Annotated in this window: 14 protein-coding genes; 5 read left to right on the forward strand and 9 right to left on the reverse strand. The window is 44.0% G+C overall.

All coding sequences use genetic code 11. From position 1 onward, the window contains the following. Positions 1 to 4: 4 nt before the first annotated feature. Genes ACWYU8_RS13905 through ACWYU8_RS13920 form a run of 4 tightly spaced genes read right to left on the reverse strand, consistent with a single transcriptional unit; the run spans position 5 to position 2,509 of the window. Positions 5 to 283, reverse strand: coding sequence for a SelT/SelW/SelH family protein (locus tag ACWYU8_RS13905; RefSeq protein ID WP_457520253.1), 279 nt, complete (start codon positions 281 to 283; stop codon positions 5 to 7). 21 nt (positions 284 to 304) lie between these two features. After that, the gene (locus tag ACWYU8_RS13910; RefSeq protein ID WP_457520254.1) at positions 305 to 1,060 is read right to left on the reverse strand and encodes a sulfite exporter TauE/SafE family protein; all 756 of its coding nucleotides are present in this window, start codon (positions 1,058 to 1,060) and stop codon (positions 305 to 307) included. A 46-nt stretch (positions 1,061 to 1,106) separates the two neighbouring features. Further along, positions 1,107 to 1,622 (reverse strand): regulatory protein ToxS, encoded by a 516-nt coding sequence (locus ACWYU8_RS13915; protein ID WP_457520255.1) that lies wholly within the window; start codon positions 1,620 to 1,622, stop codon positions 1,107 to 1,109. An 11-nt stretch (positions 1,623 to 1,633) separates the two neighbouring features. Then, positions 1,634 to 2,509, reverse strand: coding sequence for a winged helix-turn-helix domain-containing protein (locus tag ACWYU8_RS13920; protein ID WP_457520256.1), 876 nt, complete (start codon positions 2,507 to 2,509; stop codon positions 1,634 to 1,636). 272 nt (positions 2,510 to 2,781) lie between these two features. On the opposite strand from ACWYU8_RS13920, the gene htpG reads away from it, so the two are divergent. From htpG to hemH, 3 genes are all read left to right on the forward strand, one after another. Further along, the gene (gene htpG / locus ACWYU8_RS13925; protein ID WP_457520257.1) at positions 2,782 to 4,686 is read left to right on the forward strand and encodes a molecular chaperone HtpG; all 1,905 of its coding nucleotides are present in this window, start codon (positions 2,782 to 2,784) and stop codon (positions 4,684 to 4,686) included. 323 nt (positions 4,687 to 5,009) lie between these two features. Further along, entirely contained in the window at positions 5,010 to 5,654 is a 645-nt protein-coding gene (adk, locus tag ACWYU8_RS13930) for an adenylate kinase (protein ID WP_457520258.1), read from the forward strand. A 162-nt stretch (positions 5,655 to 5,816) separates the two neighbouring features. Next, positions 5,817 to 6,779: a ferrochelatase gene (gene hemH, locus ACWYU8_RS13935; protein ID WP_457520259.1), complete on the forward strand. Its 963-nt coding sequence runs from the start codon at positions 5,817 to 5,819 to the stop codon at positions 6,777 to 6,779. A gap of 67 nt (positions 6,780 to 6,846) precedes the next feature. Here the strand turns inward: hemH and ACWYU8_RS13940 are convergent, their stop codons facing one another. Next, positions 6,847 to 8,235, reverse strand: coding sequence for a peptide MFS transporter (locus tag ACWYU8_RS13940; protein ID WP_457520260.1), 1,389 nt, complete (start codon positions 8,233 to 8,235; stop codon positions 6,847 to 6,849). A gap of 328 nt (positions 8,236 to 8,563) precedes the next feature. Here ACWYU8_RS13940 and rfaH point away from each other — a divergent pair, with 328 nt between their 5' ends. Further along, positions 8,564 to 9,064, forward strand: a complete 501-nt coding sequence (gene rfaH, locus ACWYU8_RS13945) for a transcription/translation regulatory transformer protein RfaH (protein ID WP_457520261.1) — start codon at positions 8,564 to 8,566, stop codon at positions 9,062 to 9,064. 281 nt (positions 9,065 to 9,345) lie between these two features. Here the strand turns inward: rfaH and asnB are convergent, their stop codons facing one another. From asnB to nagA, 4 genes are all read right to left on the reverse strand, one after another. Continuing rightward, entirely contained in the window at positions 9,346 to 11,010 is a 1,665-nt protein-coding gene (gene asnB / locus ACWYU8_RS13950; RefSeq protein ID WP_457520262.1) for an asparagine synthase B, read from the reverse strand. Positions 11,011 to 11,239: 229 nt separating this feature from the next. Next, positions 11,240 to 12,829, reverse strand: coding sequence for a cation:proton antiporter domain-containing protein (locus ACWYU8_RS13955; protein ID WP_457520263.1), 1,590 nt, complete (start codon positions 12,827 to 12,829; stop codon positions 11,240 to 11,242). A gap of 80 nt (positions 12,830 to 12,909) precedes the next feature. Then, positions 12,910 to 14,124 carry a DNA-binding transcriptional regulator NagC gene (gene nagC / locus ACWYU8_RS13960; RefSeq protein ID WP_457520264.1) on the reverse strand — a complete coding sequence of 405 codons (1,215 nt, stop codon included), beginning with the start codon at positions 14,122 to 14,124 and terminating at the stop codon, positions 12,910 to 12,912. Positions 14,125 to 14,126: 2 nt separating this feature from the next. Next, positions 14,127 to 15,263 carry an N-acetylglucosamine-6-phosphate deacetylase gene (gene nagA, locus ACWYU8_RS13965; protein WP_457520265.1) on the reverse strand — a complete coding sequence of 379 codons (1,137 nt, stop codon included), beginning with the start codon at positions 15,261 to 15,263 and terminating at the stop codon, positions 14,127 to 14,129. Between the two features lie 498 nt (positions 15,264 to 15,761). On the opposite strand from nagA, the gene nagE reads away from it, so the two are divergent. Then, positions 15,762 to 17,333 carry an N-acetylglucosamine-specific PTS transporter subunit IIBC gene (gene nagE / locus ACWYU8_RS13970; protein ID WP_457520266.1) on the forward strand — a complete coding sequence of 524 codons (1,572 nt, stop codon included), beginning with the start codon at positions 15,762 to 15,764 and terminating at the stop codon, positions 17,331 to 17,333. The last annotated feature ends 188 nt before the right edge of the window (positions 17,334 to 17,521 follow it).

Here is a 17,521-nt window from a genome sequence, read left to right on the forward strand (position 1 = left end):
TCCCTTATTTTGTGTCTGAATGACCTAAATCTCGCTCAGGATCAATAATGTCTCTGACCCTTTGCTTCAACACTTTGGCTTCTGGAAATCCACCATCTTTTTTACGTTCCCAGATTTGCTGACCGTTGCAGAATATTTCGAATCGGCCACCAGTATCTGGATGTAGGCTAATGGATTCTATTTCTTCACTGAACGTATGCAGCAGTTCTTGCGAAAGCCATGTTGAACGTAACATCCAGTTGCATTGGCGACAGTAATAAATGTTTATGACGGCTTTATCCATTTTGTTTTCCTTTTAGCTGAATTAAACCAGCAGTTTAATGCCGACGGCAAAGGTGAGAATCTCAAAGGCAATTTTAATCACTCGGTTGCTATATCGAGTGGCTCCCCAAGCTCCCAGACTTCCTCCCAAGAAGGAACTTAATAGCAGAACGGGTAACCATGCCCAGTGAATCGGTGCACCTGCCTGAACAACGGCAACGCCACCGATGCCATTCCAAAATAAACCGACACAAATCATGGTGTAAGCGACCGCTTGTTTATAATCAAACCCAAACCAGCGAACTAAAAACAGAGTAACGAGTAAACCAGATCCGGCAGTCAGTGAGCCATTGATGATTCCAATCAACATTAGACCGAAGCCGCCAATAATCCAACCAAGTCGATCACGGTGCATAATGATTTCTGATTGGCCCAACTGTTTTTTCAGTCGGGAATAGATGCCGAGTGCAAGGATCATGACACCTAACATCCTCGTTGCAATACCATCAGGAATATGGACGATGATATTGGCACCAATGATGACCCCGATACTGCCTACCAGAATAAGGTAAAGAGCGACGGGGAGTTTGATCGTGCCTGCTTTTAGATGAGTGCTTGCCGCACCTAAGCCCAAAGCAACAGAAGCGACTTTATGGGTACCAAGTGCGACAGAAAAAGGTAATCCTAAAAATATTAATAAAGGAAATTGCAATAATCCCGCGCCGCCACCCGAAAGTGATGCAAGCGTGTTGGCGACAAGTGAGCCAAAAAAGAGAGTGAAGGTGTCTATCCAATCCATGTGTAAAATCGAGGGGGCATCATCGCCCCTTATCATCTGAGAGTAATTAGTTTTTGAACAGTACTGTAGAGCCGTGGTTTAGGCTAGTAAGGAGCAAGGCTTTCTCATTAACAACATCAATGCGACGGCTTTGTTCTGCGTCTAGCCTAAATATTTGAGTAATCAGGCGTAATTGTTCTGCAGAAAAGTCTTTCGAATGCGAAGATGAAATATCTTTGAACTCAGACGGAGAAACAAGCAGATAATTATCACTTACTTCCCAGCGCCCTTTCTCGGAAATACTAATTTTGGACTCAGCCGTTGAGCCTTGAGCAAACAGTGTAATGTTGGCAACACGGATATATTCGCCATTCGGCAGGTATTTCACATTCGATTCGACATTGACGCGACGCAGAGGGCCAACGGTGTCATTCGGTAACTCATCAGTAATGAGAGTCACCATTGTTGACTGCCACTCATTTGCTGTAAGAACCTGCTCGACTTTCAGGTCACTTCCCCAATACAACCAAGCACTGAAAAGAATGGATACGGCCAAAACCGCAGATGGAAATTTTATCTTCATATTGGCCTCCTTTATTTGCAGATATCTGCTGTGTCGTTTTGTCCCGCCAAAATACGCAGAGTGACGTTCTCATACGAGTGATTTATGTCATGAACGTAGTTCAGTACCAATTGGTTGTTTTGCCCACCAGTGGCAATGACTTCAACAGGTAATGAATCTTTCGCATGATGCTCTACGTAGCGCTCCACACATTGCTTGATGGAAGGCAGCCAATCATTGATTTGAGGGTGGTTAACCGGTGTCAGAACAGGCACATTTTGGTATACACCGATCTGACGGAACTTGGACTCTGCAGGATTGGTGAATAGCAGAACGCAAATAGGGAGCAGAGCGGCCACAAGTAAAATCAAGCGAGGTAACCATTTATTAGGTCTCCTTGTTGCCTGAGTTTGAGGTTGCTCGGTGTTTGATTCATTTAACTCTGTCGACTCTGTAGTCGCTCTTATTGCAGCTTCATCTGAGATGTCCACGTCTTCTGCTTTAGGTAACTCATCGTCTGCAGTTAGCTCTTCAGTTTCCGAGTTAAGATCAGAGTACAGCGGATTCATGCGCTCAACAGAGCAAATAAGTTGGTAGCCACGTTTTGGTACGGTTTTAACGAACTCTGGAGATTTGGTTGAATCCTTCAACATCTTACGCAGAGTTGAGATCGCTTGAGTAAGGCTTGAGTCATCCACCTCAAAACCTTGTTCACGCCATACGAACTCGTGGAGCTCATTACGGGTTAAAACTTCGTTGGGTCTTTCTGCCAACATCAGGAGTATGCGGCTTTCGTTGCTTCCTAATCGTACAACTTCGTTGCCGTTTTGTTGGTCAGCGAGCGAATTACTATTTGGGTCAAAAGTAAACCTTTGAGCAAGTAGAAATTTGGTGCCAATGCTAGTCATTTAGTTCTTCTTAGATGGATGAATCTGTAATTGTAGTGATTTATATCACATTTTTATGTATGCGTATGGGATATGCACGACGTTTTAGATGTGTTCCGGCGGGTAGGATAATTAAATTTTTTAAAAAAAACACGGCTTTTAGCTTAATTGACCTTGAATTTATATTTGTCAGCCGCATGTTACATGACAGATTAGTGAGACTATTTGATGGGAATAAGCGAAGAACTTTCCTCTCTGAAATAGTTTGTTAGTGTAGATGTTATGGAGCAAACATGAGCGAAACCGTATCTCAAAATAAAGAAACTCGTGGTTTTCAATCAGAAGTAAAACAACTACTTCACTTAATGATCCATTCTCTTTATTCCAACAAAGAGATCTTTTTGCGCGAGCTGATTTCTAACGCATCAGATGCAGCCGACAAATTGCGTTTTCAGGCGCTATCTAACCCAGATTTATATCAAGGTAACGCGGATCTTGGCGTTAAGCTGTCGTTTGACGAAAATACAAACACGTTAACGATTTCTGACAACGGCATCGGCATGAGCCGTGAAGATGTGATCGAACACCTAGGGACTATTGCAAAATCAGGTACTGCCGATTTCTTCTCAAAACTGTCTGAAGAGCAAAGTAAAGACTCTCAACTGATTGGTCAGTTTGGCGTCGGTTTCTACTCTGCGTTTATCGTGGCAGATGCAGTTACCGTACGTACTCGCGCTGCAGGTGTTTCGGCAGAAGAAGCCGTACAATGGCACTCTGCGGGAGAAGGTGACTACACGATTGAAAACATCGTAAAAGAGTCTCGAGGTACTGACATCATTCTGCATATGCGTGAGGAAGGTAAAGAATTCCTGAGTGAATGGCGTCTGCGCGAAGTGATCAGTAAGTACTCTGACCATATTGGTATCCCTGTTTCTATCCAGACTGCGGCACGCGACGAGGAAGGTAAAGAAACTGGCGAGAAAAAGTGGGAGCAAATTAACAAGGCTCAAGCTCTATGGACTCGCAATAAGTCAGATATTTCAGAAGAAGAATATCAAGAATTTTACAAACACGTTTCGCATGACTTCGCTGACCCTTTGGTGTGGAGTCACAACCGAGTAGAAGGTAAAAACGACTACACGAGTCTACTATACATCCCAGCTAAAGCGCCTTGGGACATGATGAACCGCGACCACAAATCTGGTCTGAAACTGTATGTTCAACGCGTATTCATCATGGATGACGCAGAGCAATTCATGCCGTCTTACCTACGTTTTGTGCGTGGTCTGATAGACTCGAATGATTTACCACTCAACGTGTCACGTGAAATTCTGCAAGACAACAAAGTGACTCAGTCTTTACGTAACGCTTGTACGAAACGTGTACTTACGATGCTAGAGCGTATGGCGAAGAATGACGAACAAAAATACCAGTCATTCTGGAAAGAGTTCGGTCTTGTATTGAAAGAAGGCCCGGCGGAAGATTTCGCCAATAAAGAGAAAATTGCCAGTCTGTTACGTTTTGCGTCTACAGACGTGGACTCTGCTGAGCAAACTGTTGCGCTGGCTGATTACGTTGCGCGTATGAAAGAAGGTCAGGATAAAATCTACTACCTGACAGCAGATAGCTACGCAGCGGCGAAAAACAGCCCTCACTTAGAACAGTTCAAAGCGAAAGGCATCGAAGTTATCTTGATGTACGATCGTATTGATGAATGGTTGATGAACTACCTGAATGAATTTGATGGTAAGCAGTTCCAGTCAATCACGAAAGCAGGTCTCGATCTCAGCAACTTTGAAGATGAAGCAGAGAAAGAAAAACAGAAAGAGACTGAAGAAGAGTTTAAATCGGTTGTCGAGCGCACAAAAGCTTACTTAGGTGAACGTGTTAAAGAAGTTCGTACGACCTTTAAGCTTGCTTCAACTCCGGCTGTAGTCGTCACGGATGATTACGAGATGGGTACACAAATGGCTAAGCTTCTTGCAGCAGCAGGTCAAGCGGTACCAGAAGTGAAGTACATCTTTGAAATTAACCCGGAACATGCATTGGTAAAACGCATGGCCGATGAAGCGGATGAAGAAGCGTTTGGTCGCTGGGTTGAGGTACTTCTTGGCGAGGCCATGCTCGCAGAGCGCGGTTCAATGGAAGACCCTGCGCAGTTTTTGAGCGCCATCAACAAGCTTTTGACTAAGGTTTAATTGTCACTTCATATCAAAAAGCTCGCTTATTGCGAGCTTTTTGTATGGTGCCGCAAAAATTTACATTATGAGTGTTGAGTTATTAGTCAATAACAGCATAAAAATGCGGTTGTTAACATTCTTTAGTCTTAGTTCACTCTTTGCTTACATAACCTGTGATAGAATCTGTCACTTGAATGTCAGTCATAAGGCGTGTATTTTTGCCGCCTAAACGCTACGTTATACCGAAACTTATCGTTGCGAGCGCTTCTAAGGTTTTATATCTAGGAAGTCCAGCTATTGTGAGCTTCGGTATAAATCTTACATATTAAAGAGGATAAATCATGCGCATCATTCTTCTAGGTGCTCCAGGTGCAGGTAAAGGCACACAAGCAAACTTCATCATGGAAAAATACGGTATTCCACAAATCTCTACTGGTGATATGCTTCGTGCGGCAATCAAAGCAGGTACAGAGCTTGGTAAGCAAGCTAAATCTGTTATCGACGCTGGTCAGCTAGTTTCTGATGAAATCATTCTTGGCCTTATCAAGGAGCGTATCGCTCAAGACGATTGCGCAAAAGGTTTCCTACTAGATGGTTTCCCGCGCACTATCCCTCAGGCTGACGGCCTTAAAGAGATGGGCGTTGACGTGGATTACGTAATCGAATTCGACGTCGCTGACGACGTAATCGTAGAGCGCATGGCGGGTCGTCGTGCACACCTACCTTCAGGTCGTACCTACCACGTTGTTTACAACCCACCTAAAGTGGAAGGTAAAGATGACGTAACAGGTGAAGATCTTGTTGTTCGTGATGACGACAAAGAAGAGACTGTACGTGCACGTCTGGGTGTTTACCATGATCAAACTGCGCCGCTAATCAACTACTACGGTAAAGAAGCTGAAGCGGGTAATACTAAGTACCTAAAATTTGATGGTACTAAACAAGTTGCTGAAGTAAGTGCTGATATCGAGAAGGCATTAGCATAATAGGTAATACCTATTATCAAAATTTTTAAGAATTTTGTTATAGTTAAGCGACCGTAAGGTCGCTTTTTTTATACGTTTTTATAATCAATTCCAGCTATTATCGTATCAATATTACTGGTTACACTGACTGGCATTGGTATAAGCAGGAAACAAAAGGACGCTATGCAAACAATAAAAAAACAAGGTGTGCTTCTGGTTAACTTGGGTACACCTGACGAACCAACTGCTGCTGCTGTTAAGCGCTTCTTGAGCCAGTTTCTTCATGATCATCGCGTGGTCGACATGACACGATGGCTTTGGTGTCCAATTTTGCACGGGGTTATTTTGCCAATACGTGCGCCAAAAGTTGCCAAGCTTTATGAGTCCGTTTGGATGGAAGAGGGTTCCCCTCTGATGGTGTACTCAAAGCGCCAAGCGAAGAAGCTCGCTCAACAGTTAGATGTGCCCGTAGAGCTTGGCATGACTTATGGTAATCCAAGTTTACACGCTGGTTTTGAAGCCTTACTGGCACGAGGAGTCGATGAGGTCATCGTACTGCCTTTGTATCCTCAGTATTCAGGTACAACAACGGCAGCGGTGTCTGACGGGATAACCAAAGCATTTAAGAAATTACCAGTCATACCTGCATATAGCTTAATTCGTGATTATCACGACCATCCAATGTTCATTGATGCCTTGGCTCAATCCGTACGAGCGTATTGGGCTGAACATGGGCAAGGTGAGTATCTGTTATGTTCCTATCACGGCATACCGAAACGTTTTGCAGATAACGGTGACATTTATCCTCAGCATTGTGAAACAACCACCCGTTTGCTAGGTGAAGCACTTGGATTGAATGAAACGCAGATAGGGATGGCTTATCAGTCCCGTTTTGGGCGTGAAGAGTGGTTACAGCCATACACTGATAAAACGCTGGAAACCTTGCCTGCAAAAGGCGTGAAAAAGCTCGACATTATGACACCGGCATTTTCTTCGGATTGTTTGGAAACATTAGAAGAAATCGCAGGAGAGAACAAACATATTTTCTTAGAAGCAGGCGGTGAGCAGTTTAATTACATTCCGTGTCTGAATGATGATGATCGACATATTGATATGATGGCAGAGTTAGTTCGCAATAAGCTTTAATCGTTGTCATTAAATGTGCCTAACAAAAAGGGTCGCAAGTGCGACCCTTTTTAGTTTGAATGGTGGATTAAGCTACTTGTACTTGTTGCTCTTCTACTTGTTCTGCGTTGCTCGCTGAGCTTTCGGCACCGTGCATCCAGCGGACAAGCGTGTTAGAGAACAGCAGCAAAATCACGCCGCTGACTGTTGCACTGGCGGCAATGCCACTAAAGATTGCCATCGCACCCAGTTCGCCCACGTGAGAACCCACATAACCAGCGACGTAGTTCGCAATCGCGTTACAACCGAACCACGCGCCCATCATTAATGATGCCAAACGCAAAGGTGCAAGTTTCGTTACTAATGACAAGCCGATAGGTGATAGGCATAGTTCACCCAGTGTATGGAAGAAGAATGCACCAACCAACCATAGCATTGACGTTTTCACGGTGGTATCACCGCCTTGCTCAATGACAGCACCAACCATACATAGGAAGCCCAGAGCCAGGAAGAACATTGCCAATGCAAATTTCACTGGTGAGTTTGGTTCGCGTTTGCCAAGTTTGACCCAAAGAACAGCAAGTACAGGTGCAAGCGTAATGATAAAGAATGGGTTAAGAGACTGGAACCAGGCAGCAGGCACTTCAAAGCTTCCAATCATACGGTCGGTATACTGCTGGGTGTAGATGTTCATCAGACCACCCGCTTGTTCAAAGCCAGCCCAGAATACGATCGTAAACAGGCTCATCACGAGAATAACCTTGATGCGGTCCACTTCTTCTTTAGTTAGTGGCTGTTTCTTATTTGAGCCCTGATTTGCCAGCGCACGTTTTGCTGCAGGCTCTCGGCCAATATCGCCAAGCCAGGATTGAGCGAGTGTCATTTGCATAACAAGGCTCATAAGCATACCGATACCCGCTGCAACAAAACCGGCTTTCCAGCCAAAGGAGTTGGTCACAGAGCCTGCGACAACACCAGCCAGTAAAGCGCCAAGGTTGATACCCATGTAAAAGATAGTGAATGCGCCATCACGACGGTTGTCCCCTTCATTGTAAAGGTCACCAACCATGGTAGAGATGTTTGGTTTGAACAGGCCATTACCAGCAATCAGCAGAGCTAAACCTAAGTAGAACGTATGGAGTGAACCCAGGCCAAGCGCATCGGCTGGCAACGCCAGCGTAAATTGACCTATAGCCATCAAAGCACCGCCAAGCAAAATAGAACGACGTTGGCCGAGATAGTTATCCGCTAAGTAACCACCGATAAGTGGAGTAATGTAAACAAGGCCGGTATAGATACCATAAAGATCTAACGCATCTTTAGTTGTCCAGCCAAGGCCACCGTTCATGGTGGTATCTGTGAGGTAAAGTACGAGGATGGCACGCATTGCATAATAGGAAAAGCGCTCCCACAACTCTGTGCCGAAAAGTAAAAACAGGCCACGTGGATGGCCAAAATATTGATGTTGGTTTGACATATAATCTTTTAGTAATAGTTGTTACATTTTTCGAGTGGAATTTATACCTTTATGTGTACCAATTTACAAACTAAATGTTTTGTATAATTAGGATAAACATTGTTCAAGTATCTGTTTTTGATTGTATTTGTAGAATAATTGCTGGGTAATATTCGTGGTTAAAACTAATTTTTCACTTTTGAGTGTGAGGGATATTTGAACAAATATTAACGAGGATTTGATTTATGTGATCGGCGTTTATCTATAATTCTATAGATAGAAGAAATGCCCATGACTCATCTTTAGCTTAATGCTAGGATGCTTGAAAAAATATAACTGGCTAGTAAAAATGAAACGTTGGTATCTACTTTATTGTAAACGAGGTGAGCAGATTAGGGCGCAGCTGCATCTTGAAAATCAAGGGGTGGAGTGTTTTTATCCGACTGTAGAAGTTGAGAAAATATTGCGTGGTAAAAGACAAAAAGTCGAAGAGCCACTGTTCCCTAGCTATGTGTTTGCACGTTTTGACTACGAGAAGGGTCCAAACTTTACATCAGTTCGCTCCACCCGCGGAGTTGTCGATTTTGTACGGTTTGGCGCTCAACCAAAAGAAGTGCAAGGTGACCTTGTCTTTGAATTGAAGCAAATCGAGAAATGTTGCAGTGAGAACGCAGCTTGTGTAAGCATGCCGAAACCTGGTGACCAAGTCAGAGTTAAGAGCGGTCAGTTTGCGGGCATTGATGCGATTTTCCATGAGCAGGATGGCGAGAAACGTTCAATTATGCTGGTACAGATGATTACAAAGCGTGTACCAGTTAGTATTGATAACTGCGACTTAGATCTGACATAAACGTTTACCCAATACAATTCGTTTATTAATACCAATCACAGTAAGTAAGTGATCAGAAATAGCGTAGGGAAAATGCTTGAGAACAAGGCAAAATTTTTCGATAAGTAGTTATTCTACAATCAAACTTCTTTGTTAACGAAAAAGGTAACGCAGTTATCGAGTGTTTTAACAAGCTAGAATTACCAGTTATTTACTACGATTGGTATAACTATAGTCAGTATTATTCAATACAAAAGGGGCTGGTTTAACCAGCCCCTTAACTATCTATTTTTGTTTACTAATCAGTAAGCGTCGTTGTGAACGGCCTGTACTGCTCGGCCTGATGGGTCTACACAGTTCTTGAATGATTCATCCCATTCGATTGCTTTAGCTGAAGAACATGCCACTGAAGGGCCGCCAGGTACACATTCTGCTGCTGATGGTAGCGGGAACAGTTCTTCAAAGATTTCACGGTACACATAACCTTCTTTAGTGGTTGGTGTGTTGTAAGGGAAGCGGTACTGCGCCGTTTCCATTTGTTGATCCGTTACTTTTTCTGCAGCAACTGCTTTCAAAGTATCAATCCAGCTATAACCTACGCCATCAGAGAATTGTTCTTTTTGGCGCCATGCAATTGAGTCTGGTAGGTAATGTTCAAAACACTCACGTAGGATATGTTTTTCCATTTTTCCGTTACCACACATTTTGTCCGCTGGGTTTAGGCGCATTGCTACGTCGATGAATTCTTTGTCTAAGAAAGGTACTCGGCCTTCGACACCCCACGCAGCCAACGATTTGTTTGCGCGTGCACAGTCAAACATGTTCAGAGCAAGAAGTTTACGTACTGTTTCTTCGTGGAACTCTTGTGCGTTTGGCGCTTTATGGAAATACAGGTAACCACCGAAGATTTCGTCCGCACCTTCGCCAGATAGTACCATTTTGATCCCCATCGCTTTAATTTTACGTCCCATTAGGAACATCGGCGTCGAAGCGCGAATCGTTGTTACATCGTAGGTTTCGATGTGGTAAATCACGTCACGAATGGCATCAAGACCTTCTTGAATGGTATAGGTCATTTCGTGGTGTACTGTACCAATTTTATCTGCAACTTCACGTGCTGCTTTTAAATCTGGAGCGCCTTCTAGACCAACAGCAAATGAGTGTAGTTGTGGCCACCAAGCCTCTGATTTTTCATCGTCTTCAATACGCATTGCTGCATAACGTTTAGCAACAGCAGATGTGATGGATGAATCCAAACCACCCGATAGAAGTACACCGTAAGGAACGTCAGTCATAAGCTGGCGTTTTACTGCTGCTTCTAACGCTTCCGTCAGTTCTTCTTTGCTGGTGCTATTGCCTTGAACCGCTGCGTATTCATTCCAGTCGCGAACGTAGTAGCGCTGAGGCTCTGAGTCTTTAGAGCTGTAGTAGCTACCTGGGGGAAATTCGCTCACTGTTTTACATACTGGCACAAGTGCCTTCATTTCAGAAGCAATGTAGTAGTTGCCGTGTTCGTCAAAGCCTTGGTAAAGAGGAATAATACCGATGTGGTCTCGACCAATTAAGTACTCATCTTTCTCTTCATCGTAAAGAACGAATGCGAAAATGCCGTTCAACTCTTCCAGAAGGTCTGCACCCATATCTTGGTATAGCGCAAGAATTACTTCACAATCTGAGTCAGTTTGGAATTCATACTTGCCTTCGTAACGAGCACGAATCTCTTTGTGGTTGTAGATCTCGCCGTTTACCGCAAGGATTAGTTTTTTGTCAGGGCTGTATAGTGGTTGAGCTCCGCTATTCAAACCTACGATGGCCAAGCGTTCATGAGCTAGGATCGCTCGCTCTGAAGAGTAGATGCCAGACCAGTCTGGACCACGGTGACGAAGCTTTTTCGACATTTCTAATGCGATCGGGCGTAATGCCGCAGCATCACTTTTTATGTCTAAAATGCCAAATACTGAACACATACAACATCCTTTTTAAACTAAACAATATCTAATCGGTATGGCTTCAATTTGCCAGTTTGAGTAAAAAAAGCAACGCTTTGTGATAAAAAAAATTATAAAACCCCTAAGCCTTTAGATGTTGTTTAATTATTTGCTTGTTTTAGTGAATGAAATTAAGGTTTGGCGTGAAATTTAAACAAAAAAGCCTACCATTTGACTGGTAGGCTTGTGGTTTTATTCACTTGGGTGCTTATTTTGCGGGCGTGAATTTGGGCTCAAGTTGCTGACAAACGTGTCGCGCGAAACCACTACCTGCCTCATTGTAGATATTGAATGCTGCGTGAACGCCATTTTCTAACAAACCATCAAGCTGATCTGGGTACTCTGCTATAGCCGCAATTTGTCCTTTGTAGTTTCTTCGTTGGAGCTGTTCCAAAGCGGTCTGATTACCCTGATGATGGGGCATAGCCAATAACACCAGTTGCACATTGCCAGTATCAAGGATTCTCTCCCAAAAGTCTGGGTCAGTAGCATCACCGGAAATGACATTACGACCTTCTTCCCGATGTCGTAGCGCTGCATCTTCACGAATTTCTATGCCGAGAGAAATTTTGCCGTAGCGCGCACATAATTCATCATAAGCACCAGTGCCGATTCGACCCATCCCCAGAATAAGAATCTGAGCATGACCAGGGTTGATGAGTTGATCTCGTTGGTTGAGTTTTTCCGCAGAGGTCTCTTGGAGCCACTTACCTGAATGCTGATAGATTTTATTGCTCAGGCGGTTCAGTGGGGCTGAGATAATGAATGATAAGGATACCGCCACGGCGATTGCGGCTAACATGTCACTCGGCATCCAACCCATTTTATAGGCCAAGCCGCCGACAATCAGTCCAAATTCACTGTAGTTGAACAGTGATAAGGAGGCGAGTAAAGAGGTACGGACTCGGAAGTTAAAGTAATTAATCGTTAAAAAGTAAAGCAAGCCTTTAATTGGTAGTAACACAATAAATAAGACAGCGAGCGCGATTCCAGTAACGCTTAGCGATGCAGACAGGCCGATATTTAAGAAAAAGCAAACTAAGAAGAGCTCTTTCATATTAAACAGTGATTTTGAAAGCTCAGATGCTTTGCTGTGACCTGCCAGCAGCATACCTAAAATAAGGGCACCAAGATCTGGTTTCATACCCACAAGTTCAAATAAACCAGCACCGACAACAAGGGCGAAGAATATACCAAACAACACCAACATCTCGCCGTGACCAACTCTATCCAGCAATCTGTAGAACAGAGGTCGAAGCAGAGGTAGGCCGAACAAAGCAATGGCATACCACTCTGGTACTTTCCCGGTAGAAACTGTCAGAAAGACCACAGCAAAGATATCTTGCATAACTAGGATACCAATCGCGATGGTGCCGTACGTTGCGCTCATTTCTCCTTTCTCTTGCAGTGTCTTTACCGCGAAAACCGTACTTGAAAATGACAAAGCAAAGGCCAGTAGTAAAAGTTGGCTAATATCCATGCTCACCAGAGAGGTAATCCCTAGCAGTTTTAACCCAGCTAGTGCGATGGTGAATACGGCAGTCGATAAGACGTTGTGTACTGTCGCACCTCCCCAAATTTCTTTGGATAACAGTGTTTTTACATCGAGCTTTAGCCCAATAGTGAACAAAAGTAGAGTAACGCCGAGATCAGCCAGATTGGCAATGACATCATTACTTTGATAGCCAAACGCGTGTAATCCAAATCCTGCGAGTAAAAAGCCAACTAGCGGGGGAAGGGCGCATTTCAGAGCGATAAAGCCAGCTAAAAATGCGGTAGAAATTAGAATGATTTCCATACTGTTGAGGAGTTTCCTGATATGCAAAAACGGGCTGTGCAAACACAGCCCGAGATTGTAACTCAATTAGTTGGATAAACTTAGTCTTCTAATAACTTTTGTAACAAAACGCCGTTAAGCATTGAACGTTTGATCATTGCAAATGCCCCCATTGTTGGCCGTTTGTCAATGAGTGAGGCGACGATAGGAAGACCACTATGGAAAGTCTTTAACGACTGGTTTTCAACATTTCGTTGAATGGCTGGGAATACAATTTCTTGCGCAGCGGTAATATCACCGGCAATAACGATTTTTTGAGGATTAAATAAGTTGATTGTGATCGCAATGGCTTTACCTAGCTGATTACCAACGCGGACCAGACTTTGTTTAGCCAGCTCGTCGCCATCAATGGCATGCGCACAAATATCTTGAATCGTAATTTTTTCAAGCTCAGCCAGGCTCGACTCATAACCTTGTGCAATTAGCTGTTTTACTCGTTGCACAATAGCAGGATTTGCAGCTACCGTCTCCAAACAGCCAAAGTTACCACATTGGCACTGTTCTCCAAGAGGATCGATTTGAATATGACCAATTTCGCCGACATTGCGGTTAAATCCAAGAAAGACTTGGCCATTGACAATAATGCCAGCCCCCGTCCCTCGATGAACACTAACCAGAATGGAGTCTTGGCAATCTTGGCTTGCACCGAAATAGTGTTCAGCTAATGCCATTCCGCGCACGTCGTTGCCAACAAAACAGGACGTATTAAATTTCTCGCTGATTATTTCACCAAGAGCAAGGTTATCGACGTCTGTATTCGGCATGTATTCAACCACACCGGTCGTTGGGTTAACCAAACCAGGCAGAGTAATACCAATTGCTATTAACTGGTCAATCTTGTCTTGATTGCGATTCATGAAATCTTTTAATAGATCTATAAGACCAGCAATAAGGTTTTCCTGGTTGGTATAATGTAGCTCGTGTTGATCTTCTGCTAATGCAGTTCCACCTAAATCATACAAACAAAATTGTATGTAGTCGCGACCCAGGCGAACTGCAACAGAGTGAAAAGGTTTGACTTCGGTAGTCAACGAGATAGCTCGGCGGCCACCAGTCGAAGCTTGCTGAGCGACTTCTTTAATTAGGCCACGCTCTAAAAGTTGGCGGGTTATTTTGGTAACACTCGCGGGAGCCAGTTGGCTAACATCCGCGACTTGAATTCGGGAGATAGGACCTTGCTGATCTATCAGCCTGTATACCGCAGCGCTGTTAAGCTGTTTTACTAAATCTACATTACCAATTTGTCCGCCATTCATGCTTAATTGTGCTCGTATTGTCCGTTAACAACCGTCGCTTTTACATTGAAGTCACGATCGAAAACAGTCAGGTTTGCCACCATGCCAGTTCGAATTCGGCCAAGACGATCCGCAACACCAATTGCTGTTGCAGGGTACAGTGTGGCCATTCGTAGAGCTTCGTCTAAAGCGATACCTGCGTGCTCAACTGTATTCTGAACTGCTTCAATCATCGTCAGAGCTGAGCCGCCTAGTGTGCCGTTTTCATCAACACACTTACCATCTCGGTAATATACTTTCTTACCGACAAAAATAAAGTGATCAATGTTAGCGCCTGCTGGAGCTGTGGCATCCGTCACCAAAACCAGCTTCTCTCCTTTGATTTTATGAGCAATTCGTATGTTTGCGTAGTCGACATGGAAACCGTCAGCAATGATCCCTGCGTAAACCTCTGGTGTGTCGTATATAGCACCGACAGCCCCTGGTTCACGACCAACCATTGGTGTCATTGCATTAAAGAGGTGTGTCGCGAAGGTAATACCTGATTCAAAGCCTTGGCGTGCTTCCTTGTATGTTGCGTTGGTATGGCCGATTGACACGACAATTCCCGCTGCACTTAAACGACGGATATGCTCTGGATCGTTTTGCTCAGGAGCAAGAGTTACTTTTGCTATAATGTCTGTGTTTGAGCAGATGATGTCGATCATTTCTTCATCTGAAGTGCGAATAAAGTTTACATTATGGATACCTTTTTTCGCGACGTTAAGATAAGGACCTTCCAAGTGCAGACCCAGTGATTGGTTTTGGTACTTGTTGTGATACTCACGAGCCGCCTTAATCGCTGCACGCATATCTTCATCTGAAGACGTGATTAAGGTAGGTAGGAAACTCGTACAACCGGACTTGAGGTTAGCTTCGTGCATGATTTGCATTGTTTCTGGAGTGATGTCGTCATTCAACATGACGCCACCGCAACCGTTTAGCTGGAGATCAATGAACCCCGGACTTAAATTTGCGCCGTTTAAATCTTTTACCTGGATGTCTTTCGGTAGGTCAGAAACGGGTAAAACGGATTGAATTAGGTTGTTTTCGATGATGACCGCATGTTCGGTAAGAACATCACTACCGGTATAGATTTTACAGTTACTTAGCGCGTACATAGTCAGCTAGTCCTTATAGATGAGAATTCAATGTCTGTATTGTTACCTAAATGGTGACTGCTTGAGTCATGTGGTTACTTAGTTTGTATCACTGAATTAGATAACAAATTACATGGTGTAAGTCGTGTTGATCTCGGCTATCGCGGAAGGACCAACGTATCACACGCTGAAAAATACCCAACAAAGAGCTTTTTATGATTCTTTTTCAGTGCGAAGTTACGTTGGATTACCTGCTCAGACAACAAAATAACACCGAACCTTCCTTACATAAAGTGCGAGGATGTTATCTTTAAAATGCCATTTTTTCGTATTATAAAATAAGTTTTATGATCTCGCTAGCAAAAACCTTTCTTTCGGCTTAATTCTGGTGATTACGATCACAAACAATGAGCTTTTAATTTGCGGAGCAAAATTATTGTCATAAACTGAGCATGACTAAATTGAAAGGCTAAAATAAGTCATTCAGCATTACATCGAATCCTATAGGGGGAACTTAAGGTGAATATTCTCGGATACGCGCAGAAGTTAGGTAAAGCACTTATGCTTCCTATCGCGACGCTTCCAGTTGCGGCGCTCTTACTACGTTTGGGTCAAGGCGACTTATTAGATATCCCATTTATGGCGCAAGCTGGTGGTGCTATCTTCAGTCAGCTTCCACTTTTATTTGGTCTTGGTATTGCTATTGGTCTATCTAAAGATGGCCAAGGTGCAGCCGGTCTAGCTGGTGCCGTTGCTTACTTCGTAATTACGGCGACAGCAACAACAATCAACGCAGACATTAACATGTCATTCTTTGGTGGTATCATTGCTGGTATTATCGCAGGTCACTCATACAACGCTTTCCATGCAACACGTCTTCCTGAGTGGCTGGCATTCTTCTCTGGTAAACGTCTGGTACCAATCATGGCTGGTCTGTTTTCGCTAGTAGCGGGTGCTATTGCTGGTATTGTATGGCCAAGTATTCAAGGTGGACTTGATGCTTTGGCACACGCAGTGTCAACATCTGGTGCGGTTGGTCAGTTTGTATACGGTACACTTAACCGTGCGCTTATCCCTGTAGGTCTTCATCACGTTCTTAACTCTTACTTCTGGTTCGGTATGGGTACGTGTCAGGAAATACTTGTTACTGGCGCTCAGGCGGCTGGTAATGCGCTTCCTGCAGTGCAACAGCTTTGTGTTGATCCAGCTTTAGCTAAAACTCTTGTTGCTGGTCAGACCCACACATTTGAGTTCGCGAACTCTGTAACGCCAGAAATCACTGCAACAGTTAAAGAAGTAACTGAAACCGTTAAGTCTGGTGACTTACACCGTTACTTCGGCGGCGATAAATCTGCGGGCGTATTCATGAACGGCTTCTTCCCGGTAATGATGTTCGGTCTGCCTGGTGCGGCTCTAGCGATGTACTTTGCTGCTCCAGTTGAAAAACGTCATCAAGTGGGTGGTGCACTATTCTCAGTTGCTTTCTGTTCATTCCTGACAGGTATCACTGAGCCACTAGAATTCATGTTCGTGTTCCTAGCTCCAGCACTTTACGCAATGCACGCTGTTTTCACAGGTCTTGCTCTAGTTGTTGCTAACATGTTCGGTACGCTACACGGTTTCGGTTTCTCTGCGGGTCTCATCGACTTCGTACTTAACTGGGGTCTGGCAACTAAACCATTAATTCTACTGTTTATTGGTTTAGGCTTTGGTGCGCTATACTTCTTCACTTTCACATTCGCTATCCGTGCTTTCAACCTTAAGTCGCCTGGTCGTGAAGATGACGAAGAAACTGTAGCAGCGCCTGCGGGTGAAGCGAAAAGTGGTGACCTGGCTCGCCAATACCTAAAAGCGCTGGGCGGTCACGATAACCTGACTTCCATTGACGCTTGTATTACTCGTCTACGTTTAACACTGAAAGATCGCTCTATCGCTGACGAAGCGGTACTTAAGAAACTGGGCGCGAAAGGTGTCGTGAAACTGGGTGAGAATAACCTGCAAGTTATCCTTGGCCCTCTAGCAGAAATCGTTGCTGGCGAAATGAAAGCAATCTCTTCTAACGAAGACCTGACCGATGTGAAACTACCATAATCACATTGTAAGGATTGATGAAAAAAGACCTTCCTCGGGAGGTCTTTTTTAGTTTCGTCCGTTTTATTCTGCTGAGCTTTCAAGCTAACTCGATAAATATTGAGGTTTTAGCGCGAGTTTCTGGTTGTCTAATGGCCTAGAATTGTGGATCATTAGAAACAATGCACTCTGTAGATCTACTCTTGGAT

Source organism: Vibrio limimangrovi, from assembly GCF_054064025.1.